We start from the raw sequence: 24707 nt of genomic DNA, 5'->3' as shown, positions 1-24707 counted from the left end.
CGCGGCGTACTGGATGCCCCCGCCTGCGCGGGGCATGACAGCGGAGTGGGGACGAGATAGCGTAGCCTCGAACGACGCGCCCCGTCTTACCTAATTCTGCAACCTCACCCCCAGCATCACCACCGTCCCCGACGAGCTCGCCCCCGCGACGTTCGAATCCAGGATGTCGTGGCGCAGCGTGCCCTTGATCCAGATGTTGCGGTTGAGCTTGTAGATCAGATTGCTTTCGAGCGAGTAAGTCTTGTCGTTGCGATTCTGGTTCTGGTAGTCGAGCGTGCCGTAGGTGAACTTGCCCACGGCGGTGAGCCAGCGGCGGAAGTCGTGGTCGACTTCGGCCGAATAGGTGCGCACCAGGACGCCGGAAGAGCCCGGGATCGTGGTCTCGGCGATCTGCGTGTCGGTGAAGAACTTCACGGTCGTCAGGCCGCTCGCATTCCAGATCAGCGAGCCCGTGGTGAGGAAGCCCGCGAGCTGGCTGAGGCGCGGGTCGACATAGTTGCGCGCGGAATAGCCGATCGAGATCTCGCCGGTGAGGATGCGCGAGAACTCGAAGGAGGAGCCGACCTTGGCATAGCCGCCGTTTGAATCGCGGAAGTAGCCGTTGCGGTCGGCGGCCTGGTCGTGCACGCGGGTGTCGCCCTGGATTTCCAGGAAGGGCTTGAGGCCCGGCTTCAGATCGTAGGAGAACCGGCCCACGCCGCCATATTGGTTGAACTCGCGGTCGGTATTGGCAAAGGTCGAGCCGTCGATGAGCTTTGAATCGGTGTAGGCCGTACGATCGACGGTGGCGCCGGCGGCGACCTGGAAACGGTTGAAGGTCTGGTCGAAGCCGACGGTCGCGCCATAGGCGGCGTAGACCGGAAATTTCTGAAGACCTGCCTGCACGTTCGGGCTGCCGGGATTGTCGGTGGCGAGCCGCAGGCGGAGCTGCGAGGTCAACTTGAAATCGCGGGTGACGTCGAGGCGGCCGTCGACATGGCCGGTGAAATCGGGGCGATCGACCTCGACCGGCGACGGCGAGGCGAAGCCGTTGATGGTCGCCGGCATGTTGTTGGTGTAGCCCGAGAACGAGCCGCGCAGATCGGCGACCAGCGCGTGGCGCTCCCAATCGGACACTACAAGGAGATCAGGCGCGACCACATAGGCCGGCGAACCGACAGGCCTGTTGAGACGCGCGGGATTTGTATCGTAGCCGGCGGAGAGCTCGAGCCCGCCCTTGATCAGGAAGCTGCCGGCATAGTCGCCCACCGCGCCGAACGGATCCTCGTCCAGCTTGAGGCGGCGGCGCAGCGGCTGGCCGGGCACGTTGCCGGCCATCGCCGGCGGCACTGGCGTCCTGTGCGCGGTTTCGGAGGGTGGCGGCGCGATGCGCGGCGGGCCGAGCGTCCGCTCCGGCGTTGCCGGCGCTACCTTTGAGTCGGGGCCGGCGGGGCGCTTCGGCTTCGGCTGTCCGGGATAGAGTTTTGGCTGCTGCCGCTTGCGGTTGAGCGAATCGTAGCCGGAGCCGCTCGCGACGTTGGCCGCGGGCAGGCCGTAGGTCGGGACCTGACCGGCCGGGCTTTGGCCGGCGCGCGAGATCGCCGGGGGCTGCTGGCGCCTGCGCGGATCGTTGGGATCGGGCAGCGTCGGCAGCGCGTCCGAAGGCGCCTGCGGCACGCCGGCGGTGCGCCGTGTCGGCAGCGTCTCGGGCGCGGCGAAGCCGCCGCGGTTGGGATTGAACAGATCAGGCGTGAGGCTCTGGGCCAGAGCCGGTGCACTCTCGAGGGCCGTCAGCATCAGGCACGGCAATACGGCGCGCAGGAAATGCGCGCGTTTGCTCCGGCCAGTGCCTGGAGGCGACCCCACGATGGAAGAACTCCAACGAAATCAAATACTTTCACGACGAGCTCCCACCGCTTGGCGGGAACCATCGTTAATGGAGTTAAAACAATTATGGTTAATGACCAGTTGAGGGATTTGGCCGGCGCGTCGCCTCGCCTGCCCGGGCGTGCTAAGCAGGTGCCAACGGGCGAACGCTCCTCCTCCCTGGACCTGAACATGCCGAGTTCGAAACCGCTGATGACCGCATCATCCGGCTCCATTGCTGATAGCGTCGAATCCGCGCTCCGCACGCTGGAGACGGAGAGCGGCGGCATCAACGCGCTCGCCGCCGCCTTGCGCGGCCCGCTGGGTGCGACATTTGCGAGAGCGGTGGACCTGATCCGCAACGCCAAGGGTCGCGTCATCGTCACCGGACTCGGCAAATCAGGCCATATGGGCCGCAAGATCGCGGCGACGCTGGCCTCGACCGGCACCCCCGCCTTCTTCGTGCACGCGGCCGAGGCCGGCCATGGCGATCTCGGCATGATCACGTCCGACGACGTCATCATGGCGCTGTCCTGGTCAGGCGAGCAGCCGGAGATGAAGAACCTCGTGAATTATTCGGCGCGCTTTGCGATTCCCATGATCGCAGTGACGTCGAGCGCGGCGTCCTCACTGGGCCAGGCCGCCGACATCGTGATCGAGTTGCCGAAGGCACGCGAAGCCTGCCCGCACAATCTGGCGCCGACCACCTCGACGCTGATGCAGGCGGCGATTGGCGATGCCATCGCGATCGCGCTGCTCGAAGGCCGGGGCTTCACCGCGCTGGAGTTCGCGCATTTCCACCCCGGCGGAAAGCTGGGGGCGATGCTGAAATTCGTCCGTGACTACATGCGCACCGGCACGGAAATTCCGGTCAAGCCGCTCGGCACCAAGATGTCGGAGGCCGTGGTCGAGATGTCAGCCAAGGGGCTTGGCTGCGTCTGTATCGTCAATGATGCGGATGAGGCCGTCGGCATCATCACGGACGGCGACCTGCGCCGCCACATGCGGCCCGACCTGCTGGCTGCGTCGGTCGATGAGATTATGACCACTGAACCGAAGACGGTGCCGCCGTCGATGCTCGCGACCGAGATGATCGAGGTGCTGAACACACGCAAGATCACAACGCTGGTCGTGACCGAAGCGGGCAAGGTGGTCGGCATCGTGCATCTGCACGATCTGTTGCGGGCGGGCGTCGCGTAAGGCGCACACACTCCAGGGAGTCATTCCGGGGCGCGCCCGTTTGGGCGCGAACCCGGAATCCATTCATCTCCGAGATCTCTGCCCAATGGATTCCGGGTTCACGCTTCGCGTGCCCCGGAATGACACCGAGGGTGTGGCGCGCAATGACGGCGGAGAGACCTACGCCGGAAACCGCGCCGCGTTCTCCTCCAGCGGCAAGCGCAGCCCGTTCGCCAGATACGACACCGTGCGATAGAAGCCGCACAACAGCATGATTTCCAGGATCTGCGCCTCGTCGTAATGCGCGGACAGCGCGGCGAACTCCTCGTCATCAAGCGTCGCACGATGATGCAGCGCGTCGACGGCCGCAATCAGCGCCTGCTCGGCCGGCGACCAGCACGGTGACATGGCATCGCCCAGCACCGTCGCACGCACTTCATCCTCCATGAGCTTTGCCGGCCCGGCAAAGATGGCGACATGCACCCCCCATTCATACTCGCATTCGTTCAGCGCGCAGGTGCGGTCGATGATGATCTCGCGCTGGCGGAGGGACAGCGGGCCGGGATCGAGCAGGCCGCCGGCGCGAAATTTGTCCCAGGCGCGGCTGTGGCTTGCCATCACCCTGAACAGCACCAGGGGCGGTGCGCCGCGCATGATGCGGTCGAACTGCGCCTGGATCTCCGGGGGATAAGGCGGATCGAGGGGCGCGATACGCGGCGAGGAGGGTGACATGGCAGAAGACATGGACTGCTTCCGTTGCTACAATTATCGTAGCAATACGCTACATTATCTGTAGCGCTACGCAAGAGGCCGATATGGCAAAGCAGCCAGCATCAGAACGCCGCGTCCGCGGCTCGCGCACCGGGCGGCCGATCATGGCGCTGCTGGACCTGCTCGGCCGGCGCTGGAGCCTGCGGATATTGTGGGAGTTGCGCGGCGAGCCCCTCACCTCGCGCGCGCTGCGCAGCGCCTGCGACGAAGCCTCGCCGACGGTGCTGCAGGCGCGGCTGACGGAGCTGCGTGCAGCGGGATTCGTCGAGCTTGGCGAAGGCGGAGGTTACGCATTGACGCCGCACGGACGCGAGCTGTGCGAGACATTCATGCCATTGCACCGATTTGCCGAGCGATGGAAAAGGTAGCGCTCTTGTTTACCCTCCCTGGAGGGGGAGGGTCGCTACGCATGCAGTGCCGCGAAATGCGTAGCGGGGCAGGGTGACAGTTCCTCCACGGGGGCAGTGCCCGAGTGGAGAGATCAGCCCACCCCGCTCGCGCTGCGCGCGATCGACCCTCCCCCTCCAGGAGAGGTAAGGAAGCTACGCCGCGGCCACAGTAAGATTCGCGCCGTCGACCTGCACTACCTTCACGCGCGTCCCCGCCGGCGTATCGGGCCCAGCCACGCGCCACACCGTGTCGCCGATGCGGACGGTGCCTGCGCCGTCAATGATCGGTTTCTCCAGCGTGAACTCGCGCCCTAACAGCGCCTCGGTGCGCTTGTTGAGGAAGGGGCCGGCGCTGGCGTCCGGCTTCGGCCGAGCCAGGCGGCGCCACACCGGCACGGCGGCGGCAGCGAAGACTGCGAACATCACGAGCTGGATCTGCCAGGACACGGCGACAGTGAACGAGATCAGGCCGACCAGCAGCGCGGCGAGCCCGAGCCAGAACAGGAAGATGCCCGGCGCCAGCACCTCCAGCGCCATCAGGATGAAGCCGAAGATCAGCCAATTCCAGGTGCCGAGCGATACCAACATGTCGGCCATGATACGACCTCTTTGATTATCCCTGCCGCGGCGGCACCGCCGGCGGCGTGCCACCGGTCGGCGGCACCGAGCCGGGACGGCGAGCGAGCGCAGCGGACGCGGCGCTCTCGCCGAACGTCGCCTTGGCGATCTCGCCGATGCCGGCGAGCGAACCCAGCATGCTCATCGCTTCGACCGGAAGCATGATGACCTTCTGGTTTGGCGAATCGGCCAATTGCCCGAACGCCTTGATATACTTGTCGGCGATGAAATAGTTCAGCGCGGCGACATCGCCCTTCGAAATCGCTTCGCTGACCATCTGGGTTGCCTTGGCCTCGGCCTCAGCCGACCGCTCGCGGGCCTCGGCGTCGCGGAACGCAGCTTCCTTGCGGCCTTCGGCCTGGAGGATCTGGCCCTGCTTGGCGCCCTCGGCGCGCAGGATTTCCGACTGGCGCTGGCCTTCGGCGGCGAGAATGTCGGCGCGCTTGACGCGCTCGGCCTTCATCTGCCGGCCCATGGCCTCGACGAGATCGGCCGGCGGCACGATGTCCTTGATCTCGATGCGGTTGACCTTGAGACCCCAGGGCGAGACCGCGGCATCGACGACGCGGAGCAGGCGCTCGTTGATCTCGTCGCGGTGCGAAAGCACCTGATCGAGATCCATAGCCCCCATCACCGAGCGGATGTTGGTCATGGTCAAGACGGTAATGGCCTGGGTGAGGTTGGAAACCTCGTAGCTCGCTTTCGCGGCGTCGAACACCTGATAGAAGGCGACGCCGTCCACCGTCACCGTAGCGTTGTCCTTGGTGATCACCTCCTGCTCGGGAATGTCGATCACCTGCTCCATCATGTTGATCTTGCGCCCGACGCGATCGAAATAGGGCACGATCAGATTGAGCCCGGGGCTCAGCGTCTGCGTGTACTTGCCGAAACGTTCGATAGTCCAGTCATAGCCCTGCGGCACCGTCTTCACGCCGGCAACCAGCGTAACGATGACGAGCAACACCAGAACAATCGCGAAAATGTCGAAACCGCTCATATCTCCTCCAAACGGGAAAAGGCCCTTTCCCGCGCTGTCATTGGTCGGGATCGCAACCCTATCGGTTCAGCGGTCGCGACTAACGTCGTTACCGGCGCGATTCTGCACAAGACGTACGGAAGGGGAATGGCAAGGATTATGTATTTGCGAGGGCGCTCTTGAAAGGATGCCGGCGCGGACCTAGCGCCGAAGGTTGGATTTGCCACCCCATCGTAAACGTCAGATCCAGCCCTGAAGCTCGCGCAGCACCAGGGAGCGGATCACATCCATGCCGGGTTCGCTGTCGTTGAGGCAGGGGATCGCGGAAAACTGCTCGCCGCCATTATGTTTGAAGATCTCGGCATTCTCCTGCGCGATTTCCTCCAGCGTCTCCAGGCAATCGGCGGCAAAGCCCGGGGTCACCACCGCGATGCGGCGCACGCCGTCTTTCGCCAAACGCTCCATGGTCTTGTCCGTATACGGCTGAAGCCACTCGTCATTGCCGAAGCGCGACTGGAAGGTCAGCAGCAGCGTTGTCTCGTTCATGCCGAGCCGGCGGCGCAGCGCCTCGGTCGTGGCGATGCAGTGGTTCTGGTATGGATCACCCTTGTCGACATAGGATTTCGGCATGCCGTGGAAGGATGCCACAATCAGATCCGGCTTGAACGGCAGGCTCGCCAGATGCGTCTGGATCGAGGTCGCGAGCGCCTCGATATAGGCCGCATCCTGGTAGTAAGGCGGCGTCACCCGCAGCGTCGGCTGCGCCCGCAGGCGGGCGAGCACGCGGAACACCTCGTCGCAGACGGTTGCCGAGGTCGAGGCGGAATATTGCGGATAGAGCGGGACGGCGAGGATGCGCTCGCAGCCTTTTGCGATCAGCGCGTCGATGCCCGCCTGGATCGACGGGTTGCCGTAGCGCATCGCCCAGTCCACGACGACATGACTGCGATCCGACAGCGCGATCGCGAGCTTGTCGGCTTGCGAGCGCGTGATGGTCTTTAGCGGCGACTCGTCCCGCTCGTTGTTCCAGATCTTGCGGTAGTCCAGCGCCTTGGTGCGGGGGCGGCTGCGCAGGATGATCCCGTTCAACACGAGCTTCCAGACCAAGCCCTGGTCCTCGATGACGCGGGCATCCGAGAGGAACTCCTTCAGATAGACCCGCACGCCGGGCGCGTCAGCAGTATCGGGCGTTCCAAGGTTGATCAGAAGCACGCCAACGCGGGGCAGAGCGGATTGAGCTGCCGGTTTCGCGCTGTCGATGGGAACGACGCTGGTCATGGCTCCGTGGGTCGCGCGTTGCTCCGAACTTGTCAAGATGAGGCCGATTTGGCTACGGTTGCACCCAAGCGGGAGGGAAGATGACACTCGCGGAATGGTGCGTCCTGGGAGCGCTGCTGCTTTACCTTGCAACGATCGTCTCGATCAAATGGGCCAGGTTTCGCACGTTCGACAATTCCCAGCCGCGCGACCCCGCCTTCTTCGATGACGCCCTCGCGCAGCGCGCGCTCGGCGCGCACCTGAACGGCATCGAGACCTTCCCGTTTTTCGCCTTCGCGGTGCTGCTCGCCGAATTCCGGGATTCGCCGCAGCGGCTGATCGACGAGCTCGCGGCACTGTTCCTGATCGTGCGGATCGCCTATGTGCTGACCTATCTCGGCAACCGCCCGACGCTGCGCTCGATCCTCTGGAGCATCGGCTTTGCGATCAATCTCGGCATCTTCTTCATGCCGGCCTTGAAGCGGTTTCTGCCGGTTTAAGGTGCCGTGCCCCGCACGCGGTGCAGCGCCCTATGCGCGGCTCCGCAGAGCCGGGGCCCGCGAGCCCGGCTTAAAAACACGTTGTCCGTTCAGCGGCGATGTAGCCGAACAGCAGGCCGACGCCGAATAGCAATACCAGGCCAGCGGCGCCGAACTCGATGCCGCGCATGACGAGGGCGCCGCCCCCGTCGCGTCTTGCGCTGAGGCGCTGCGCGATGTCCTTGGCGGACACGGCGACGATCGCGATGGCGGCGACCGTGATCGCTGTGCCGAACCCCATCAGGAAGGTCGCGGCGATGCCGGCCCAGAACAGGCCCTGCGCCAGCGCGAACACCAGGACCAGGATCGCGCCCGAGCAGGGGCGGATGCCGACGGTGAGGATCGCGGCAAAGCCGCGCCGCCAGCCGCCGGGGCCGGCGAGCTCGCTCGGAGCAGGCCCGTGGGAATGACCGCAGTGCTCGTCATGGACGTGGCCATGCCCATGCTCATGGCGAGCGTGGCTGTGACCGTGATGGTGATCATGATCGTGGCCATGATGATCATCCGCATCATGGCCGTGGTCATGGTCATGCGGCACGCCTGCCATCGCTGGCACCGGCTGGGCTACCTGAAGCGCGCGGATGAAGGCGCCGCCTTTCACCCAGACCAGGCGCAGACCGAACAGCGCAATCAGGGCATAGCTCGCGATCTCGATCGCGCCTTCGGCCTTGCACATGGTCTTGGCGGTCGCATTCAGGATCCAGGCGGAGATGCCGACGATCAGGATCGCCACCAGCGACTGCATCAGCGCGGAGGCGAACGACAGCGCGATGCCGCGCCGCGCAGTCTCGCGGTTGGCGACGAGATAAGAGGCAATCACCGCCTTGCCGTGGCCGGGGCCGGCGGCGTGAAAGATGCCATAGGCAAACGAGATAAAGAGCAGCGTCCACACCGCCGAGCCGTCGGACTTCGCGGCGCGGATGGTCGCCGACATCTGGCGATAGAACTCCGACTGTTTTGCCAACAGCCAGCCGATGAGGCCGCTGGCTTCAGGCTCCGCCGCCTGCTGGGCGGGCGGCGCGCCGAACGGATTCTGCGCGAGGAGATCGTGGAGCGCGGCGTCGGCCACGGACACGACCAGCAGAACGGCGGCGCAAGTGAGAAGCCCGAGCGCGAACCCGGAGAGTTGCGACTTCAAGGGCAATCCACCATGATCTTGTTGGCGAACATCATGCCGAAGTTTGAATTCTCGCCATTGAGGAAGGTCTGCTCGTTGAGCTTCTGCGCACTCGCGGTGCCGTCGTTCGGTCGCTCCAGCTTCATCTGGCAGCCGGCGGGCGCGCCGACCAGCTTGACCGGATTGTCCTTGGCCATCTGGAAGTCGATGAAGAAGGAGCGGTCGAATACTTCGAGCACCAGCTGCCTGGGCTTGACGGGGTTCTTCAGCGGCAAGGTGAAGTGCAGGGTCAGCACCGTATCCTTGTAGTCGAGGAAGTAGTCGACCGGCTCCTGGAACCCTTCCTTCTTGCCGTCGGCCTTCGCGAAGGTGAAGTAGGCGTATTCCTTCAGCGACTCGACATTGGTCTGCGCCAGCGGCGTTAGCTCCTCGCGCGTATAGGCGCCCTTGGTCTTGCTCTCGAGCCCCTGCACCGCATAGGCCGAGAACATGTCGTCAAAGGTCCAGGCGTGGCGCACGCCGGTGATGGTGCCGTCGGCCGCGTAGAGCAACTCGCTGGTCGCGGTGATCCAGACATGCGGATGCGCGCGCGCCGGCCCCGCTGCAAGCGACAGGCCGGCGGCGAGCAGCAGGCCGAGAAGGATGCGCATGCCCATCACGCCGCCTTCGCGGCGTCGAGCAGGCCGCGCCGGCGCAGCAGCGCGTCCGGCTCCGGCGGGCGGCCGCGGAAGGCCTCGTAGGCGGCTTCCGGATCGACCGATCCGCCCGAGGCGTAGATGTCGTCATGCAGGCGCTTGGCAACGGCAGGGTCGAAGATGTCGCCCGCCTCCTCAAACGCGCCGAAAGCGTCGGCGTCCATCACCTCCGACCACATGTAGCTGTAATAGCCGGCGGCATAATGATCGCCGGTGAAGATGTGGCCGAATTGCGTGGGCCGGTGACGCAGCGCGATCTCCTCGGGCATGCCGATCTTCTCCAACTCGCGTCTCTCGAAGGCGCGCACGTCCTGCGCGGCGGAAGCCGGCTGGGTGTGGAATTCGAGGTCGATCAGCGCCGAGGAGACGAACTCGACCGTGGCAAAACCCTGGTTGAATCTTCGCGCGGCAAGGAAGCGTTGCAGGAGGTCGTCCGGCAGCGGCTCGCCGGTCTGGTAGTGGCGCGCGAACTTTTGCAGCACCTCGGGCCGCTCCTGCCAGTGCTCGTAGAGCTGAGACGGCAGCTCGACGAAATCGGTGAACACGGAGGTGCCCGACAGCGAAGGATAGGTGACGTTGGAGAGCATGCCGTGCAGGCCGTGGCCGAACTCGTGGAACAGGGTGCGGGCGTCGTCGGGCGACAGCAGCGAAGGCTCGCCCCCGGCTCCCTTGGCAAAATTGCAGATATTGAGAACCAGCGGCGCGACCTCGCCGTCGAGCTTCTGCTGATCGCGCAGCGAAGTCATCCAGGCCCCAGAGCGCTTCGAGGGCCGGGCGAAGTAGTCGCCATAGAACAGCGCCTTGTGCTTGCCGTCGCTGCCCTTCACCTCCCAAACCCGGACGTCCGGGTGCCAGACCGGAACGTCACTACGCTCCTCGAAGGTGATGCCGAACAGGCGCGTGGCGCAGTCGAAGGCGGCGGCGATCATGTTGTCGAGCGAAAGATACGGCTTGATCGCAGCGTCATCGAAATTGGCACGCTGAAGACGTAGCTTCTCGGCGTAGAAGCGCCAGTCCCAGGGCGCGAGCTTGAAGTTGCCGCCTTCGGCCGTGATCAATGCCTGCATGTCGTCGCGGTCGGCGAGCGCGCGCGCCCTCGCCGGCGTCCAGACCCGCTCCAAGAGGCTCCGCACCGCTTCCGGCGTCTTGGCCATGGAGTCTTCGAGTCGATACGCGGCGAAGGTCGGGTAGCCCAACAGCTTGGCGCTCTCTTCGCGCAGCTTCAGGATCTCGACGATGGTTGCGTTGTTGTCGTTGGAATTGCCGTTGTCGCCACGCGCGATGAAGGCCTTGTAGACCTTCTCGCGCAGGTCGCGCCGCGCCGAGCTCTTCAGGAACGATTCGACCGAGGAGCGTGACAGCGTGACGATGGCCTTGCCTTCCATGCCGCGCTCTTCTGCCGCAGCCTTGGCGCCGGCGACGAAGCTCTCCGGCAGGCCCTCGCGGTCCGCCTCCCCGAGCTCCAGGAACCAGTCCTGCTCGTCGCCAAGCAGGTGATGGCTGAAGCTGGTGCCGAGCTGGGCGAGCCTCTCGTTGATCTCTGCCATCCGCGTCTTGGCCTCGTCGGAGAGGCCGGCGCCGGAGCGGTGGAAGCGGGTGTAGGTGCGCTCCAGGAGGCGCAGCTGCTCGGGCGTGAGACCGAGATTGGCGCGGTTCTCGTGCAGCTGGGCGATGCGGCCAAACAGCACGGCGTTCATCATGATCGGATTCCAGTGCCGCGCCATCCGCAAGGAGACTTCCTTGTCGATCTCCAGGATGGCCGGGTTGGAATGCGCCGAGACGAGGTCGTAGAAAACCGCCGCGACCTTGTTCAAGAGCTTGCCCGAGCGCTCCAGCGCCGTGATGGTGTTGGCGAAGTCGGGGGCGGCCGGATCGTTGGTGATCGCCGCGATCTCGGCGGCATGGTCGGCGAAGGCCTGCTCGAAGGCGGGCAGGAAATGCTCCGGCTTGATCTCGTCGAAAGGCGGGGTCGCGAACGGCGTCACCCAGGCCTTCAGGAGCGGGTTGGTCTCGGCATCCGTAATTTGGCGGAGTTCTGACATCACAAGTCCCGGTTTTTGAGCCGAATTTGTTGTGGCCAGCTATAGCACGCGATGGGGCTTTTTTGGGCCGTTTGCCCTTGCTCCCGACCGCCTTTTCGGGGAGATTGCGGCCCTCGAAGACACGGGGTCCCTGAACTCATGAACGCGCCTGCCTCCTCTTCCCGCCAGATCGCCTGGCCGAGCGTCATTACCGTTATCAGCGCCGCCATCCTGATCGGCGCGGAGGTGTTCGGCGCGGCGTTTGCCGGCGGCTGGGCGCTCGCGATCCTGTTCGGGCTCGGCGACCAGGGCGCGCACATCCTCCAGGCCGTGCTGTTCGCACTCGGCGTGCTGGTGATGACCGCGTTCATCCGCACAGCTCAGCGCATCGAGCCGTTCACGACGCGCCGCTGAAGCTCGCGCGCGACAGACACGCGCGCGCGGCACAGAAAACTTAACACGTGTTCATCTTCCGCGTCGCTCGCGCAGCACTGCGCAAGTAGATGTTAGGCAATTCTGTTCTCAGCCTAAAAAAATTCTTGCGAAGCCGATTCAAAACGCTTATGTGCGGACTTGCCCAATTTCGCACGTGCCTGTGGTCGTGTGTCAGTCGGTAGGTATCCGGACAAGAGGCCGGACAGCCGCCAAGGGGTGAAGAAGCCGAGGGGCTCTTCGGACGTGCAGAAGCCGGAAGACTTGAATGTCGAAAGACTGAAATGTCGACGGACTGAAAGCAAACCCGGAGCGCCCAGCATCTCTCTCAAGGGATGCCTTGTCGAAGGTGACTTCACTCTTTGCAACCGTGACTGGCAGCCGGAGGCGAACCGGCGCACCCCGCTCTCAACGGGGGACGCGACTTAAAGCAACGACGGATCGGGCTTTTTTGGTCTCTACCGGCAGTCCAACGCCGGCGCGGGCTACTGAAAAGGCTTGTCCTTCATTGCCAGGTGTGCGGGCGGGAACACTCCCAACCAATCCACGGCAGCACAGTCTGGTTTGAGTTTTTTGGCTTCGTCGCGCCTCCATCGCGCGATTTGGCCAGAGCGCTCTTATCCGACGTCATGTTTTGAACGGGCCCGTCGCTGGGCCGTTTGGGAGAGTGCCATGACCGAACGTATCCAGGAATTCCTGCGCAACCGCCGCAAGGATGGCCTCGACACCGAGCCGTGCCTCGTCGTCGACCTCGAGGTCGTGCGCGACAATTACCAGAGCTTCGCCAGGGCGCTGCCCGACAGCCGCGTGTTCTATGCCGTCAAGGCGAACCCGGCGCCGGAAGTGCTGGCCCTGCTCGCCTCCATGGGCTCCTGCTTCGATACCGCGACCGTCGCCGAGATCGAGATGGCGCTGGCCGCTGGAGCGACGCCCGACCGCATCTCCTTCGGCAACACGATCAAGAAGGAGCGCGATATCGCGCGCGCCTTCGCGCTGGGCATTCGGCTTTTCGCGGTGGACTGCGCCGCCGAGGTCGAGAAGGTCGCCCGTGCCGCCCCCGGCGCGAAGGTGTTCTGCCGCATCCTCTATGACTGCGCCGGCGCCGAATGGCCGCTGTCCCGCAAGTTCGGCTGCGACCCGGAGATGGCGGTCGAGGTGCTCGACGTCGCCAAGCGCCTTGGTTTGGAGCCGTGCGGCATCTCCTTCCATGTCGGCTCGCAGCAGCGCAAGGTGAAGGCGTGGGACCGTGCGCTGGCGATGGCCTCGCAGGTGTTCCGCGACTGCGCCGAGCGCGGCATCAATCTCTCCATGGTCAACATGGGCGGCGGCTTCCCGACCAAGTACCTCAAGGACGTGCCGCCGGTAGTGACCTACGGCCGGTCGATCTTCCGCGCGCTGCGCAAGCACTTCGGCAACCAGATCCCGGAGACCATCATCGAGCCGGGCCGCGGCATGGTGGGCAATGCCGGTATCATCGAATCCGAGGTCGTGCTCATCTCGAAGAAGAGCGACGAGGACGAGGTGCGCTGGGTGTACCTGGACATCGGCAAGTTCGGCGGTCTCGCCGAGACGATGGACGAGTCGATCCGTTACGCCATCCGTACCCGTCACGACGGTGCGGACATGACGCCGTGCGTGCTCGCGGGCCCGACCTGCGACAGCGCCGACGTGCTGTACGAGAAGACCCCTTATCCGCTCCCCGTGACGCTCGAGATCGGCGACAAGGTGCTGATCGAAGGCACCGGGGCGTATACGTCGACCTACTCGTCGGTGGCGTTCAACGGCATCCCGCCGCTGAAGACGTACCACATCTGATCCGCCTCTCTCTTGAGGCCTGACGAACCCGGGAGCCGGCTTGCCGGCTCCTCCCTCACAATTTCAATTCTGACGACGTCTTGGACCGATGTGCCTCTCGCATGTCCGTTCAAGCGGGGACTGACGCGCCATGACTGCTCCTCGGAAGCCACAGATCGCCCTCACTTCGAAAGCCGCTCCGTTCGCGATCCGAGCGGAGCGTGCTGCCGACGTCGCGATGCGTGAAGCGTTGCTCGATGCCTGCTTTGGCGAGAACCGCCATGGCCGGACCTGCCAGCGCCTGCGCGACGGACGCGCGCCTGCCACAGGCCTTGCCCTGTCGGCCGTGCGCGAGGGACAGCTCGTGGGAACCGTGCGGCTGTGGCACATCAGCGCCGGAGGCAGGCCCGCTCTGGTCCTCGGACCGCTGGCGGTCGACCCTGCCTGCCGCGAGCTCGGGATCGGCGCCGCGCTGATGCATCAAGCGCTGGCCGCCGCCCGGGCGCGCGGGCATGGTGCCGTGATCCTGCTCGGCGACGCCCCGTACTACGCTCGCTTCGGCTTCTCGCCCGAGAAAACCGGCGCGTTGTCGCTGCCCGGCCCGTTCGAGCGCAACCGGCTGCTGGCGATCGAGTTTGCGGAAGGCGCGCTCGACGGCGCCGAAGGGATGATCGTTCCGACCGGAGCGGCCCTGCCCAAACGGAGGGCGGTTCGCGCTCTCCAGGCACACGCGGCCTAAGGCATTGCGGTGATCGCAACGACCGAAGCCGCAGCCAGCGGCCACGCCCGGCTGCGGCTGACTTGATGCTGTTCGTTTGGGGTTGCACGGGCCCGAGAAACGCCCTTTAAACCCGCGAAACATCCCTCCCTTCAGTTGAGGTCCGAGAGCATGTCCCGTCGCCTGATTTCCACCGGCTCCCCGTTCGAGAAGGCCGCCGGCTATAGCCGCGCCGTGATCGACGGCGAGTTCGCCTTCGTCGCGGGAACCACGGGCTATGACTACACGACCATGACGATGCCGGCCGACGTCACGAGCCAGTCACGCAACTGCTTCAAGACCATTGAAGCCGCCCTGAAGGAGGGTGGTTTCGAGATGGCCGACATCGTCCGCGCGACCTACTATCTCACGGACATCAAAGACGCTGACGCCCATTTCGCCGTCTGCGGCGAAGTCCTCGGCGACATCCGCCCGGCCGCAACGCTTCTGGTCGTCTCGGCGCTCTACAAGCCTGAGATGAAGGTCGAGATCGAAGTCACCGCCAAGCGCCGCAGCGCCTGATCCACACCCTCACTCTTTGTCTGCCATCACGTTCCGGAGAAACCACCCCATGAGCCCCGCCTCGCAGATCTACGCGAAGATCACCGGTCCCATTGTCATGGTCGGCTTCGGCTCTATCGGCAAAGGCACATTGCCGCTGATCGAGCGGCATCTCGATTACGACAAGTCGCGCGTCACCGTGATCGATCCCAAGGACGAGGGCCGCAAGGCGCATTGCGAGAAGCACAATGTACGCTTCATCCAGAAGGGCGTGACCAAGGACAATTATCGCGAGTTGCTGACCCCGCTACTCACCGAAGGCGGCGGTCAGGGCTTTTGTGTCAATCTTTCGGTCGACACCGGCTCCACCGACATCATGGAGCTCTGCAACGAACTTGGCGCTCTCTACATTGATACCGTCAACGAGCCCTGGCTCGGCTTCTATTTCGACGCTTCGAAGGGCCCGGAAGCGCGCTCCAACTACGCTCTTCGCGAAGTGACGCTGGCCGCCAAGAAGGCGCGCCCGGCGGGCTCCACGACGGCCGTTTCCTGCTGTGGCGCCAATCCTGGCATGGTCTCCTTCTTCGTCAAGCAGGCGCTGCTCAACGTCGCCGCGGATCTGAAGCTCAATGCCCCCAAGCCGAAGACCAAGGCCGAATGGGCGGACCTGATGCGGCAGGCCGGCGTCAAGGGCATTCACATCGCCGAACGCGACACCCAGCGCTCCAGGAACCCGAAAGAGCCTGACGTCTTCGTCAACACCTGGTCGGTGGAAGGTTTCCTGTCGGAAGGCGTGCAGCCCTCAGAACTCGGTTGGGGCACCCATGAGAAATGGATGCCGGAGAATGCGCGGACCCACGAAGCGGGCTGCGGCGCCGCCATTTATCTAATGCAGCCGGGCGCCAACACGCGCGTGCGCACCTGGTGCCCGACCCGCGGCGCGCAGTATGGCTTCCTCGTCACCCACAACGAGTCGATCTCGATCTCCGATTACTTCACGGTGCGCGACGCATCGGGCACGGCGATCTATCGGCCGACCTGTCACTATGCCTATCATCCGGCCGACGATGCCGTGCTCTCGCTGCATGAAATGTTCGGCCGCGCGGCGAAGATGCAGGAAAAGCACCACATCCTCGATGAGAACGAAATCGTCGATGGCATCGACGAGCTCGGCGTGCTGCTGTTCGGCCATGACAACAATGCCTATTGGTACGGATCGCAGCTCTCCATCGAAGAGACCCGCAGGCTTGCGCCCTACCAGAACGCCACCGGCTTGCAAGTGACCTCCGCCGTGCTCGCCGGCATGGTGTGGGCGCTGGAGAATCCGAACGAAGGCATCGTCGAAGCCGACGAGATGGATTTCGAACGTCTCCTGGAAATCCAGCTGCCCTATCTCGGCCCGGTGAAGGGCTTCTACACCGATTGGACGCCGCTGACCGATCGTCCGGGACTGTTCCCGGAAGACATCGACACGAGCGATCCCTGGCAGTTCCGGAATATTCTGGTGCGGTGAGGGCTCTGCCGTCATGTCCGGCATCCACGCACTTCTTTCGCGGGACTCCAAGAACGTGGATGGCCGGGACAAGCCCGGCCGTGACGCCGCAACTGGCTGTCGTTATTTCTCCTTGATCGGCGGCGCGATCTTCTCCGCAGGCGCCGCCGGCAGCGCGGGCTTGGTCGCCGCGCCTTGCGTCTGGGATTCGGGCCGTGCGGGCTCGGGAGCCGGCGTGGTCGGGCGATCACCGCCGGGCTTGGACTCCGCAGGCGTCTTGCCCTGATCGTCCGAAGGAGTGCCCTGGAGCGGTGGCGTTGCCTGCACCATCTGCATCCGGTTCTCGGCGCGAATCTGCACCAGCGACAGGCCCGACACCACGACGCCCGCGGCGAACAGCGAGCAGGCGATCATCAGGTCGAGTTTCAGTCTGCGCTTGTCATTGCCTGTCATGTCGATCACCGCGTTTGTCCGCGGGACCAACGAAATGGCCGCGCGCGGGTTCCGCGCCTGCCCGGGCGGGAACCGCACCCCTGCGCGCTAAAACGCCGCGCTCAATCCGTGGTGCTGACTTCCCAGGTGGCGTGGCGCACGCCCGGAAGGTGCTGGAGATCCGTCGCGACCGCGTTCAGCTCGTTCGGATCGACCGCGGTCGCTACCAGCTTTGCGACGATCTCCAGGATGTCCTCGCCGATCTCCACCAGGTCGATATCAGCAACGGAATATTTCGCGGCTTCCAACCTCTCGACGAGGCGGTCGCGCATGTCAGGCAGAGCGTCGGCCGCCACCGCTATCTTGAAGTAATAGGTCGCCTCCAGTGCCCGCTCATTCAGCGGAATGCGGTTGATAGCATTGACGAGTGGACGCAGCAGTGTGTTTCCGGCGATGACGAACACGGTCAGCGCCGCGGCCTGCGCGACCATGTCGGCCCCGGCGCAGGAGCCGACCGCGGCGGAGGCCCATAGCGTCGCGGCCGTATTGAGCCCGCGCACGTCCATGCCCTGCTTCATAATGACACCGGCGCCGAGGAATCCGATGCCGGAGACGACGTAGGAGATCACCCGCACCGCGCCGGCGGCGCCATCCAGATGCATGGCGAGATCGACAAAGGCGGCGGCGCCGACCGCGACCAGCACATTGGTGCGCAGGCCCGCGGTGCGCTGGCGGTACTGCCGCTCGGCGCCGATCAGCGTCCCCAGCACGAAGGCCGTAAACAGACTGATCAGCGTGTCTGCAAAATCGGCAATCTGGAATGTCGTCAGAAACCGCATGGCCCCGTATACGGCCGGGACCATGACAGATTAAAGCTCCAGCAGGCCGCCGTCCCCATTTTCATCCGCAAACGCCAGCAGCGTGCCCTTGGCGTTCCAGGCGAGCGCGGCCACGGGTGGCGTGCCGTTGCGGCGGACCAGGATTTCCGCACCGTCCTCCAGCCGCACCATCAGCACGGTGCCGTCGCTGTAGCCGGCGGCAAGGATATCGTTCTTGGGGTGACAGGCCACCACGGACACGCGGGCCTGGAGCGGCGCGAGCATCGCGGGCTCCTTGCCCATCGGACCGTCCTTGCTGGCAAACGGCCACAGGATGACGGTGTCGGCGCCCGAGGTCGCCAGAGCCTTGCCGCCGGCGCTCCAGGACATCGAGCGGACGCGGCCGGGATAGCCGGTCATGCGCATGTGCCTGTTATCGGCGAGCCGCCAGCCGTGCAGCGCCGCCTCGTGCATCGCGGTGACCAGGAACTTGTTGTCCGGGCTGAAGGTGACGGCGAGATGCGAGCCGGCCCACGGGAGGAATTCGGCTGTGGCAGCCATGTTGGGAAACCACAACGTCGCGCCGTTGTAATGTGCGATCGCAAGCCGCAGGCCTTTTGGCGCGAAGGCAAGCCCGCCGACCGTCGAGGGCACCTCGATCGACTTCTCCTCGTTCTTGCCGCTCTTGACGTTCGCCGTCTTGCCGGCCGACCAGGCTAAGGCGCCATCTGGATGCAGCGCCACCGCATCGATCCAGCGCCGTTTGGGGTCGGTGGCGAGCAGCGTCACCTCCCCCTTGGCATCGAGGGAGACGACCTTGCCGTCGTCGCCGCCCATGACGAGGCGCTTGCCGTCGGAGGCGGTCGAGAGAATGCCGCCGCTGTGCACGGCGACCGTGCTGATCTCGCCCTTGGCGTCGACCAGCGCGACTTTCTCCTCGCCGCCGACGAAGGCGGCCCGATCGGCGAGGAAATGCGCCGAGGTCACGCCCATGCCGAGCGCGATCGGCTTGACGCGGTCGGTGACGGAGACGATCGAGGCGGAATCAGGAGCCGGCGTAAACTCTTTCATCACGAGACGATGCAGCTCTCAAAACCCTTGCGGATGGCCTCTTCCGGCAGTTCGCGGCCGATGAAGACGAGGCGGCTCTCGCGCGGCTCACCCTCCTTCCACTTCCGCTGGTGGTTGCCCTCCAGCATCATGTGGACGCCTTGGAAGACGTAGCGGTCATCGTCATCGTGGAAGGCGAGGATGCCCTTGGAGCGCAGGATCTTGCCGCCCTCGACCTGCACCAGGTTCTGGAGCCAGGGCATGAACACGTTCGGATCGAGCGGCTTGTCGGTTTTCAATGACAGCGACTGCATGTCCTCGTCGTGATAGTGCTTCAGGCCATGGCCGTGATGATGGTCGTGACCACGGTGGTGATGATCATGGTCGTGATCATGATCATCGGCCTCAAGGAAATCCGGCTCGATGTCGAGGATGCGGTCGAGGTCGAACGCGCCGCGATCGAGCACGTCAGCCAGCGCCACCGAACAGCGCTCGGTGCGATGCAGCTTCGCATAGGGATTGATGGCGCGGATGCGGGCCTCGACCTCCGCGAGCTCGCCCTTGTTGACGAGATCGGTCTTGTTCAGCACGATCACGTCGGCGAACGCGATCTGGTTCTTCGCCTCGGGCGCGTCTTTCAGCCGGTCGGACAACCACTTTGCATCGGCGACCGTCACCACTGCGTCGAGCCGCGCGTTTTTCTGCACGTCCTCGTCGACGAAGAAGGTCTGGGCGACGGGCGCGGGATCGGCAAGGCCCGTGGTCTCGACGATGATGGCGTCGAACTTCCCCTTGCGCTTCATCAAGCCGTCCATGATGCGCACGAGGTCGCCGCGCACGGTGCAGCAGATGCAACCGTTGTTCATCTCGAACACTTCCTCATCGGCGCCGATGATGAGATCGTTGTCGATGCCGATCTCGCCGAATTCGTTGACGATGACAGCGTATTTCTTGCCGTGGTTTTCCGACAGGATGCGATTCAAAAGCGTGGTCTTGCCGGCACCGAGATAGCCGGTCAGGACGGTCACGGGAATTTTTGGGGAGGTCACTTCAGACATAACAACTCCGGATTTCGGGCTTTCGCGCGACGCGAGGCGGGGTGGCCCCCTGCCCTAATGGTCAAGCGCGCTGATCAGGGCCTTTATATTGTGCCTGACCATGTCAATGTAAGTGGGTGCAGGCCCCTTTTCGCCGGTTAAACCGTCGGAAATCAGGGTCCCGCCGACCTTTGCGCCGGTCTCGGCCGCGATCCGCCGGATCAGCCGGTCATCGCTGATATTTTCCAGGAATACTGCCGGGATTTTTTCGGCCTTGATCTGGCCGATGATCGCGGCGATGTCGCGCGCGCTGGGCTCGGTCTCCGTGGAGACGCCCAAGGGGGCGATGAACCGGATACCGTATTCGGCGGAAAAATAGCCGAAGGCGTCGTGGGTGGAGATCACCTTGCGCCGCTCCAGTGGGATTCTCGCCACGGCTTCGCGGACCTCACTGTCGAGGGCTTCGAGTGTTTCCAGATAGGCTTTGGCCCGAGCGCGGAAGAACTCCGCGTCATCCGGGGCAGCAGCGGCGAGCGCATTGGCGATATCGGTGACGTAGATCTTGGTATTGGGGATGGACTGCCAAGCGTGGGGATCTGCGGCCGAACCCAATTTCAGGGGCGTGATACCGGCGCTTGCAGTCACGACCGTCGCCTTGCTGCCGGAGGATTGCACGAGCCGCGGCAGCCATCCCTCGAGGCCGAGCCCGTTGACGACGACGAGCTTTGCATCGGCGATCCGCTTCGCATCGCTCGGCGCAGGCGTGTAGACGTGGACGTCGCTGTCGGCGCCGACCAGCGTGGTCAGATTGATCCGGTCACCACCGACATTGCGGACGAAATCGGCCAGGATCGAGAAGCTCGCGACCACGTTGAGCCGCTCGGCGGCGTGCAGCGGCGAGGCGATCAGCAACAGCGCGCAAAGCAGGATGAGCCGCATCGTCACGCTTCCAGATGCCGGCCGGGAAACAATTGCCGGACGATACCGCCGACGCGGCCGAACAGGACGGAGGCCACGTAGAGCACCGTCGCCACGAGAATGATCGCAGGGCCCGACGGCACTCGGGTCTGGAACGACAGCACGAGGCCGGCATAGCCCGAAACCGCGGCAGCAATCACGGCGATGCAGATCATGGCGGTGAGATCGCGCGACCAGAATCGCGCAATGCCGGCCGGCAGGATCATGAGGCCGACCGCAAGCAGCGTGCCGAGCGCCTGAAAGCCGTTGACGAGGTTGATCACGACGAGCGCGAGGAAGGCGAGATGCGCAGGGCCCCCGGCGCGACTCACCGTGCGCAGGAACAAGGGATCGACGCTCTCGATCACCAGCGGGCGGTAGATCACCGCAAGCACCAGGAGCGTCACCGTGGCGTTGAAGGCCACCACTAGCAGCGTCTGGTCGTCCATCGCGAGAATGTTGCCGAACAGCACATGCAACAGGTCGATATTGGTCCCCTTGATCGAGACGATGGTAACGCCGAGCGCCAGCGAGGCCAGGTAGAAGGTGGCCAGCGAAGCGTCCTCCTTCAGCCCGGTCGAGCGCGCGACCACACCGGCGAGGATTGCGACCGCAAAGCCGGCGATCAGGCCGCCGGCGGTCATCGCGAACAGGTTGAGCCCGGAGAGCAGGAAGCCGACGGCGGCGCCCGGCAGGATCGCATGTGCCATGGCATCGCCGACGAGGCTCATCCGCCGCAGCATCAGGAACACGCCGATCGGCGCGCCTGCCAGCGACAGTGCGATCACGGCGGCGAGTGCCCGCCGCATGAACTCGAATTCGGTGAACGGACCGATCAGCGCGTCATAGGCCATTTGCAATCACGCCGCCTGCGACCGCCCGTCGTCGCCGGCGCAGGCCGTCGCGCTGTCGTCGAAAGCCTCGCACATCCGCATCGCGACCATCAGGTTTTCCGGCGTCAGCACCTCGGCCGTCGGCCCCCAGGCCACGGGGCCGCGCGCCAGCACCAGTGTCTCGCTGAAATGGGTACGCACCATCTCCATGTCGTGCAGCGCGGCGAGCACGGTGCGGCCCTCGGTGTGCCAATCCTTCACCAGCGCGAGCAGATCGGCCGTGGTCTTGCTGTCGATGGCGTTGAAGGGCTCGTCGAGCACGATCAGACTCGCGTCCTGAAGCAGCACCCGGGCGAACAGCACGCGTTGCATCTGGCCGCCGGAGAGCGTGCCGATCGGGCGATTCTCGAAACCGTTGAGGCCAACGGCGGCAATTGCGCGCAGGATTTTGTCCCGCGCAGCCTTGCCGATGCCGCCGAACAGGCCGGTCCTGCGCCACAGCCCGGTGCCGACGAAATCGAACACCGAGATCGGAAAGCTGCGGTCGATCTCGGCGCTCTGCGGCAGGTAGGCGATGTCCCTGCTATCGAGGCCACCGAGGTGGATGCTGCCGTCGAGAGGCTTGAGGATGCCGACGATGCCGCGCAGCAGCGTCGACTTGCCGGCGCCGTTCGGGCCGATCACTGCGACCAGCGCGCCGGATGCGACCTCGCCATTGAGATGGTGCACGGCCGGATGCCGGTCATAGCCGAGCGTGACGTTGTGGAAGTGCAGTGCCGCCATGGTCACCTCATCGCCAGAAAGACCATGCCCCAGAGCACCGCGCAGACAGCGAGCGCGGCCGCGAGGCGGCCGGCCATGGTCATGCGCAGGATCGACCAGGGGGCCGCCTGGGCCGGATGCGGCGAAGCGGGATCATGGACATGGGCATGGGTGTGGTCATGCCCCTGCGAATGCACGTGGTCGTGGGAGTGGTCGTGATGACGGGCGTGAGACACGGCGGGAACCATGCGAGGACGTTATATTATAACATTGCGTCTGTCCACGCCGGGCTCAAGGCTTGCCGATCAGCATGGCGATGGCGGCCGCCACGAACGGGAACGGCACCGATACGGCGCAGCGGAACCAGACGAAACGAGCCGGCATGAATGGGATCTCCCACAGGATCACCCGCTGGAACGCGAACAGGGCCCAGGCGACGACATAGGCAACCACCTGGGGCACCCCGCCGCCCGACTTCAGCGCCACCGTGCCGATGGAGAAGCCGATGACAGGTCCGCCCGGCGTGGCGGCACCGGCGACCACGGCGGACGCGACCCCGAGCCATCCGCTGTCCGGCCCGAGCCACCCGGTGATCACCTGCTGCGGGATGATGGCGGCGATGTAGCCGGAGCCGATCACCCCCAGCGCGATCCGCGGCACGATGTTGATGAAGTCCAGCGAGCCTTCGCGCAGCGAAGCGCTGAACACGGCAGGGCCGCGGCCGAAGGCGATCAGGCCGACGCCGAACACCGAACTCCACAACAAGATGTCGATCAGAAGCGCGGCGCTCACGTCTCGTCATCCTTCGTCATCGGCTTCGGATAGAGCCGGACATAGACGAAGCGGCCGAGCGCGCCGGCGAGCACCGGCAGCGGCAGCGAGATCACGATCCGCCACAGCGTGAAATCGGTGCCCATGATCGGGATTTCCCATGCCACCGCCCGACCGTAGCCGATCAGGGTCCAGCTCACGACCATGGCGATGGTGGCTCCGAAATCGGCGCCGACCGCGAGCAGCGCGCTCGCGACCGGATAGGCGGTGAAGGGACCGCCCGGCAGGATCGCGCCGAAGGCGGTGCCGATCAGAAGCCCCATCAGGCCGGATTTCGGCCCGAGCGAGCGCGAGACCTTTTCGTGCGGCAGGATCTCCGAGATGAACGCACCGAGCAGACAGCCGGCCAGCACGCGCGGCAGGATGCCGCCGAACAGCGAAAGGTCGTGGGTGAGAATGTCGAGAACACCGCCCGTGCCGTCACGCCGCCAGACCAGAGCGGCGCTCACCGCCACCAGGACCGCGATGATGATGGTCGACCAGCCGATCGGCTTGCGCACACGCCCAGGCCGCGGCTCGGAGTCCGCGTCCTCGGCAGACGCCGGGTCTTTCGGGGAAGGTTCTGACAAACGGGCTTGGGTCGGATCGAGGGGATGCCCGTCCTGATTAAGCGCGCCGGCGATGTGATGCAAACGGTGTGATGACACACCCATGCGCGCACCGCGCAAGGCAATTCCGCATAGCAAAAAGGCGGCCGCAGACGACCGCCTTGTCTGTCATTCCGGGATGCACGAAGTGCGAACCCGGAATCTCGAGATTCCGGGTCTGGTGCTGGCGCACCATCCCGGAATGACGAGATGAGACCTCACGCCTTCTCGAACAGGGACTCGACGTATTCCCAGTTCACGAGGTTCTCGACGAACGCCTTGAGATAGTCCGGACGGCGGTTCCGATAGTCGATGTAGTAGGAGTGCTCCCAGACGTCGCAGCCGAGGATCGGGGTGGCGCCGTGCACCAGCGGATTCTCGCCGTTCGGGGTCTTGGAGATCTCAAGCTTGCCGTTCTTGACCTGGAGCCAGCACCAGCCGGAGCCAAACTGGCCGACGCCGGCCGCCTGGAAGTCGGTCTTGAACTTCTCGAAGCCGCCGAGGTCCTCGTTGATCTTCTTCTCGAGCTTGCCCGGCAGCTTGGTGCCGCCGCCATTGGGCTTCATCCAGCTCCAGAAATGAATGTGATTGTAGTGCTGGCCGGCATTGTTGAACACCGCGGGGTTCTTGCCGAACGAGCCCTTGACGATCTCTTCAAGGGATTGGCCTTCCCATTCGGTCCCCTTGAGCGCGTTGTTGCCGTTGGTGACGTAGGCCTGATGATGCTTGTCGTGATGATATTCCAGCGTCTCCTTCGACATGTACTGGCCGAGGGCGTCATAGGCGTAAGGGAGGGGGGGCAGCGTAAAGGTCATGGCTTCTTGTCCGCAACTGGTGGGAACGAGTTCTAACGGTCACCCCTTATAGAAGGTTCCGTGGCCGTTAAATACCGCCAATTTGCGAAAATGCGTGAGGCGGACGCTTGGCACGATTGCATAAATCGTCGCAGCACGCGGGCATTCGCGCGGCTGGGTGCCCTGGTACAAAATAACATTGCCTTTGAGGCGCTTATCCCAG

At 64.7% G+C, this 24707-nt stretch carries 27 protein-coding genes; 8 read left to right on the top strand and 19 right to left on the bottom strand.

All coding sequences use genetic code 11. From position 1 onward, the window contains the following. Window positions 1-90: 90 nt before the first annotated feature. Complete coding sequence (locus tag IVA78_RS09445; protein WP_247277692.1) at window positions 91-1845, bottom strand: outer membrane beta-barrel protein; 1755 nt, start codon at window positions 1843-1845, stop codon at window positions 91-93. A gap of 192 nt (window positions 1846-2037) precedes the next feature. Between IVA78_RS09445 and IVA78_RS09440 the strand changes: the two genes are divergently transcribed. Further along, on the top strand, window positions 2038-3045 hold the full coding sequence (locus IVA78_RS09440) for a KpsF/GutQ family sugar-phosphate isomerase (RefSeq protein ID WP_247277693.1): 1008 nt from the start codon (window positions 2038-2040) through the stop codon (window positions 3043-3045). 159 nt (window positions 3046-3204) lie between these two features. Here IVA78_RS09440 and IVA78_RS09435 read toward each other — a convergent pair whose 3' ends face one another. Continuing rightward, the gene (locus IVA78_RS09435) at window positions 3205-3756 is read right to left on the bottom strand and encodes a carboxymuconolactone decarboxylase family protein (RefSeq protein WP_247277761.1); all 552 of its coding nucleotides are present in this window, start codon (window positions 3754-3756) and stop codon (window positions 3205-3207) included. Window positions 3757-3839: 83 nt separating this feature from the next. On the opposite strand from IVA78_RS09435, the gene IVA78_RS09430 reads away from it, so the two are divergent. Further along, window positions 3840-4163, top strand: coding sequence for a helix-turn-helix domain-containing protein (locus IVA78_RS09430; RefSeq protein ID WP_247277694.1), 324 nt, complete (start codon window positions 3840-3842; stop codon window positions 4161-4163). 174 nt (window positions 4164-4337) lie between these two features. On the opposite strand, the gene IVA78_RS09425 is transcribed toward IVA78_RS09430, so the two are convergent. The 3 genes from IVA78_RS09425 to hemH all read right to left on the bottom strand — a co-directional run bounded on the left by IVA78_RS09425 (window position 4338) and on the right by hemH (window position 7056). After that, window positions 4338-4781: an NfeD family protein gene (locus IVA78_RS09425; protein WP_247277695.1), complete on the bottom strand. Its 444-nt coding sequence runs from the start codon at window positions 4779-4781 to the stop codon at window positions 4338-4340. Between the two features lie 16 nt (window positions 4782-4797). After that, on the bottom strand, window positions 4798-5799 hold the full coding sequence (locus IVA78_RS09420) for an SPFH domain-containing protein (RefSeq protein ID WP_247277696.1): 1002 nt from the start codon (window positions 5797-5799) through the stop codon (window positions 4798-4800). 219 nt (window positions 5800-6018) lie between these two features. Continuing rightward, window positions 6019-7056, bottom strand: a complete 1038-nt coding sequence (gene hemH, locus IVA78_RS09415) for a ferrochelatase (protein ID WP_247465130.1) — start codon at window positions 7054-7056, stop codon at window positions 6019-6021. An 80-nt stretch (window positions 7057-7136) separates the two neighbouring features. Here hemH and IVA78_RS09410 point away from each other — a divergent pair, with 80 nt between their 5' ends. Next, window positions 7137-7535, top strand: a complete 399-nt coding sequence (locus IVA78_RS09410) for an MAPEG family protein (protein ID WP_247277698.1) — start codon at window positions 7137-7139, stop codon at window positions 7533-7535. 70 nt (window positions 7536-7605) lie between these two features. Here the strand turns inward: IVA78_RS09410 and IVA78_RS09405 are convergent, their stop codons facing one another. From IVA78_RS09405 to IVA78_RS09395, 3 genes are read right to left on the bottom strand one after another with little or no spacing between them, the layout of a single operon-like run. Continuing rightward, window positions 7606-8712 carry a nickel/cobalt transporter gene (locus IVA78_RS09405; protein WP_247465127.1) on the bottom strand — a complete coding sequence of 369 codons (1107 nt, stop codon included), beginning with the start codon at window positions 8710-8712 and terminating at the stop codon, window positions 7606-7608. After that, on the bottom strand, window positions 8709-9347 hold the full coding sequence (locus IVA78_RS09400; protein ID WP_247465124.1) for a DUF1007 family protein: 639 nt from the start codon (window positions 9345-9347) through the stop codon (window positions 8709-8711). The genes IVA78_RS09405 and IVA78_RS09400 overlap by 4 nt, the downstream gene beginning before the upstream one ends. After that, window positions 9347-11428 carry a M3 family metallopeptidase gene (locus tag IVA78_RS09395; protein ID WP_247465121.1) on the bottom strand — a complete coding sequence of 694 codons (2082 nt, stop codon included), beginning with the start codon at window positions 11426-11428 and terminating at the stop codon, window positions 9347-9349. Before IVA78_RS09395 ends, IVA78_RS09400 begins: the two co-directional genes overlap by 1 nt. A 138-nt stretch (window positions 11429-11566) precedes the next feature. Here IVA78_RS09395 and IVA78_RS09390 point away from each other — a divergent pair, with 138 nt between their 5' ends. The 5 genes from IVA78_RS09390 to IVA78_RS09370 all read left to right on the top strand — a co-directional run bounded on the left by IVA78_RS09390 (window position 11567) and on the right by IVA78_RS09370 (window position 16404). Next, entirely contained in the window at window positions 11567-11821 is a 255-nt protein-coding gene (locus tag IVA78_RS09390; RefSeq protein ID WP_247277702.1) for a hypothetical protein, read from the top strand. Window positions 11822-12511: 690 nt separating this feature from the next. Continuing rightward, entirely contained in the window at window positions 12512-13654 is a 1143-nt protein-coding gene (locus IVA78_RS09385) for a type III PLP-dependent enzyme (protein WP_247277703.1), read from the top strand. A 130-nt stretch (window positions 13655-13784) separates the two neighbouring features. After that, window positions 13785-14372, top strand: a complete 588-nt coding sequence (locus IVA78_RS09380) for an N-acetyltransferase (protein ID WP_247465118.1) — start codon at window positions 13785-13787, stop codon at window positions 14370-14372. A 150-nt stretch (window positions 14373-14522) separates the two neighbouring features. Further along, window positions 14523-14912 (top strand): RidA family protein, encoded by a 390-nt coding sequence (locus IVA78_RS09375; protein WP_247277705.1) that lies wholly within the window; start codon window positions 14523-14525, stop codon window positions 14910-14912. A gap of 49 nt (window positions 14913-14961) precedes the next feature. Next, the gene (locus IVA78_RS09370; protein ID WP_247277706.1) at window positions 14962-16404 is read left to right on the top strand and encodes a homospermidine synthase; all 1443 of its coding nucleotides are present in this window, start codon (window positions 14962-14964) and stop codon (window positions 16402-16404) included. 102 nt (window positions 16405-16506) lie between these two features. Here the strand turns inward: IVA78_RS09370 and IVA78_RS09365 are convergent, their stop codons facing one another. The 11 genes from IVA78_RS09365 to IVA78_RS09315 form a co-directional block, all read right to left on the bottom strand. After that, window positions 16507-16836 (bottom strand): hypothetical protein, encoded by a 330-nt coding sequence (locus IVA78_RS09365; RefSeq protein ID WP_247465319.1) that lies wholly within the window; start codon window positions 16834-16836, stop codon window positions 16507-16509. Window positions 16837-16937: 101 nt separating this feature from the next. Continuing rightward, window positions 16938-17654: an MgtC/SapB family protein gene (locus tag IVA78_RS09360; RefSeq protein ID WP_247417136.1), complete on the bottom strand. Its 717-nt coding sequence runs from the start codon at window positions 17652-17654 to the stop codon at window positions 16938-16940. Between the two features lie 30 nt (window positions 17655-17684). Continuing rightward, on the bottom strand, window positions 17685-18704 hold the full coding sequence (locus tag IVA78_RS09355) for a WD40 repeat domain-containing protein (protein WP_247417139.1): 1020 nt from the start codon (window positions 18702-18704) through the stop codon (window positions 17685-17687). Continuing rightward, window positions 18704-19741, bottom strand: coding sequence for a GTP-binding protein (locus tag IVA78_RS09350; RefSeq protein ID WP_247277708.1), 1038 nt, complete (start codon window positions 19739-19741; stop codon window positions 18704-18706). The genes IVA78_RS09355 and IVA78_RS09350 overlap by 1 nt, the downstream gene beginning before the upstream one ends. Window positions 19742-19795: 54 nt before the next feature. Next, window positions 19796-20659, bottom strand: a complete 864-nt coding sequence (locus IVA78_RS09345; RefSeq protein WP_247277709.1) for a zinc ABC transporter substrate-binding protein — start codon at window positions 20657-20659, stop codon at window positions 19796-19798. Window positions 20660-20661: 2 nt separating this feature from the next. Further along, a complete protein-coding gene (locus tag IVA78_RS09340) occupies window positions 20662-21531 on the bottom strand; it encodes a metal ABC transporter permease (RefSeq protein ID WP_247277710.1) in 870 nt (289 codons plus the stop codon). A 6-nt stretch (window positions 21532-21537) separates the two neighbouring features. Beyond that, window positions 21538-22293: an ABC transporter ATP-binding protein gene (locus tag IVA78_RS09335; protein WP_247417146.1), complete on the bottom strand. Its 756-nt coding sequence runs from the start codon at window positions 22291-22293 to the stop codon at window positions 21538-21540. Window positions 22294-22295: 2 nt separating this feature from the next. Next, window positions 22296-22520 (bottom strand): hypothetical protein, encoded by a 225-nt coding sequence (locus IVA78_RS09330; RefSeq protein WP_247277712.1) that lies wholly within the window; start codon window positions 22518-22520, stop codon window positions 22296-22298. 43 nt (window positions 22521-22563) lie between these two features. Continuing rightward, window positions 22564-23064 (bottom strand): hypothetical protein, encoded by a 501-nt coding sequence (locus tag IVA78_RS09325; protein ID WP_247277713.1) that lies wholly within the window; start codon window positions 23062-23064, stop codon window positions 22564-22566. Further along, window positions 23061-23672, bottom strand: a complete 612-nt coding sequence (locus IVA78_RS09320; RefSeq protein WP_247277714.1) for a permease — start codon at window positions 23670-23672, stop codon at window positions 23061-23063. The genes IVA78_RS09325 and IVA78_RS09320 overlap by 4 nt, the downstream gene beginning before the upstream one ends. A 236-nt stretch (window positions 23673-23908) precedes the next feature. Next, a complete protein-coding gene (locus tag IVA78_RS09315) occupies window positions 23909-24505 on the bottom strand; it encodes a superoxide dismutase (protein WP_247277715.1) in 597 nt (198 codons plus the stop codon). Window positions 24506-24707: the final 202 nt, after the last annotated feature.

The sequence above is a fragment of the Bradyrhizobium sp. 137 genome (genome assembly GCF_023074095.1).
Classification (GTDB): domain Bacteria; phylum Pseudomonadota; class Alphaproteobacteria; order Rhizobiales; family Xanthobacteraceae; genus Bradyrhizobium.
Note: the sequence above shows the minus strand (reverse complement) of the source record. Positions and strands in the feature narration are given on the sequence as shown.

What these genes read in the sequence shown, in the direction of transcription:
- IVA78_RS09440 (WP_247277693.1), top strand. Translation starts at nt 2,038, where the DNA reads ATGCCGAGTTCGAAACCGCTGATGACCGCATCATCCGGCTCCATTGCT.
- IVA78_RS09435 (WP_247277761.1), bottom strand. Translation starts at nt 3,756, where the DNA reads ATGTCACCCTCCTCGCCGCGTATCGCGCCCCTCGATCCGCCTTATCCC.
- IVA78_RS09430 (WP_247277694.1), top strand. Translation starts at nt 3,840, where the DNA reads ATGGCAAAGCAGCCAGCATCAGAACGCCGCGTCCGCGGCTCGCGCACC.
- IVA78_RS09425 (WP_247277695.1), bottom strand. Translation starts at nt 4,781, where the DNA reads ATGGCCGACATGTTGGTATCGCTCGGCACCTGGAATTGGCTGATCTTC.
- IVA78_RS09420 (WP_247277696.1), bottom strand. Translation starts at nt 5,799, where the DNA reads ATGAGCGGTTTCGACATTTTCGCGATTGTTCTGGTGTTGCTCGTCATC.
- hemH (WP_247465130.1), bottom strand. Translation starts at nt 7,056, where the DNA reads ATGACCAGCGTCGTTCCCATCGACAGCGCGAAACCGGCAGCTCAATCC.
- IVA78_RS09410 (WP_247277698.1), top strand. Translation starts at nt 7,137, where the DNA reads ATGACACTCGCGGAATGGTGCGTCCTGGGAGCGCTGCTGCTTTACCTT.
- IVA78_RS09400 (WP_247465124.1), bottom strand. Translation starts at nt 9,347, where the DNA reads ATGGGCATGCGCATCCTTCTCGGCCTGCTGCTCGCCGCCGGCCTGTCG.
- IVA78_RS09395 (WP_247465121.1), bottom strand. Translation starts at nt 11,428, where the DNA reads ATGTCAGAACTCCGCCAAATTACGGATGCCGAGACCAACCCGCTCCTG.
- IVA78_RS09390 (WP_247277702.1), top strand. Translation starts at nt 11,567, where the DNA reads ATGAACGCGCCTGCCTCCTCTTCCCGCCAGATCGCCTGGCCGAGCGTC.
- IVA78_RS09385 (WP_247277703.1), top strand. Translation starts at nt 12,512, where the DNA reads ATGACCGAACGTATCCAGGAATTCCTGCGCAACCGCCGCAAGGATGGC.
- IVA78_RS09380 (WP_247465118.1), top strand. Translation starts at nt 13,785, where the DNA reads ATGACTGCTCCTCGGAAGCCACAGATCGCCCTCACTTCGAAAGCCGCT.
- IVA78_RS09375 (WP_247277705.1), top strand. Translation starts at nt 14,523, where the DNA reads ATGTCCCGTCGCCTGATTTCCACCGGCTCCCCGTTCGAGAAGGCCGCC.
- IVA78_RS09370 (WP_247277706.1), top strand. Translation starts at nt 14,962, where the DNA reads ATGAGCCCCGCCTCGCAGATCTACGCGAAGATCACCGGTCCCATTGTC.
- IVA78_RS09365 (WP_247465319.1), bottom strand. Translation starts at nt 16,836, where the DNA reads ATGACAGGCAATGACAAGCGCAGACTGAAACTCGACCTGATGATCGCC.
- IVA78_RS09360 (WP_247417136.1), bottom strand. Translation starts at nt 17,654, where the DNA reads ATGCGGTTTCTGACGACATTCCAGATTGCCGATTTTGCAGACACGCTG.
- IVA78_RS09355 (WP_247417139.1), bottom strand. Translation starts at nt 18,704, where the DNA reads ATGAAAGAGTTTACGCCGGCTCCTGATTCCGCCTCGATCGTCTCCGTC.
- IVA78_RS09350 (WP_247277708.1), bottom strand. Translation starts at nt 19,741, where the DNA reads ATGTCTGAAGTGACCTCCCCAAAAATTCCCGTGACCGTCCTGACCGGC.
- IVA78_RS09345 (WP_247277709.1), bottom strand. Translation starts at nt 20,659, where the DNA reads ATGCGGCTCATCCTGCTTTGCGCGCTGTTGCTGATCGCCTCGCCGCTG.
- IVA78_RS09340 (WP_247277710.1), bottom strand. Translation starts at nt 21,531, where the DNA reads ATGGCCTATGACGCGCTGATCGGTCCGTTCACCGAATTCGAGTTCATG.
- IVA78_RS09335 (WP_247417146.1), bottom strand. Translation starts at nt 22,293, where the DNA reads ATGGCGGCACTGCACTTCCACAACGTCACGCTCGGCTATGACCGGCAT.
- IVA78_RS09330 (WP_247277712.1), bottom strand. Translation starts at nt 22,520, where the DNA reads ATGGTTCCCGCCGTGTCTCACGCCCGTCATCACGACCACTCCCACGAC.
- IVA78_RS09315 (WP_247277715.1), bottom strand. Translation starts at nt 24,505, where the DNA reads ATGACCTTTACGCTGCCCCCCCTCCCTTACGCCTATGACGCCCTCGGC.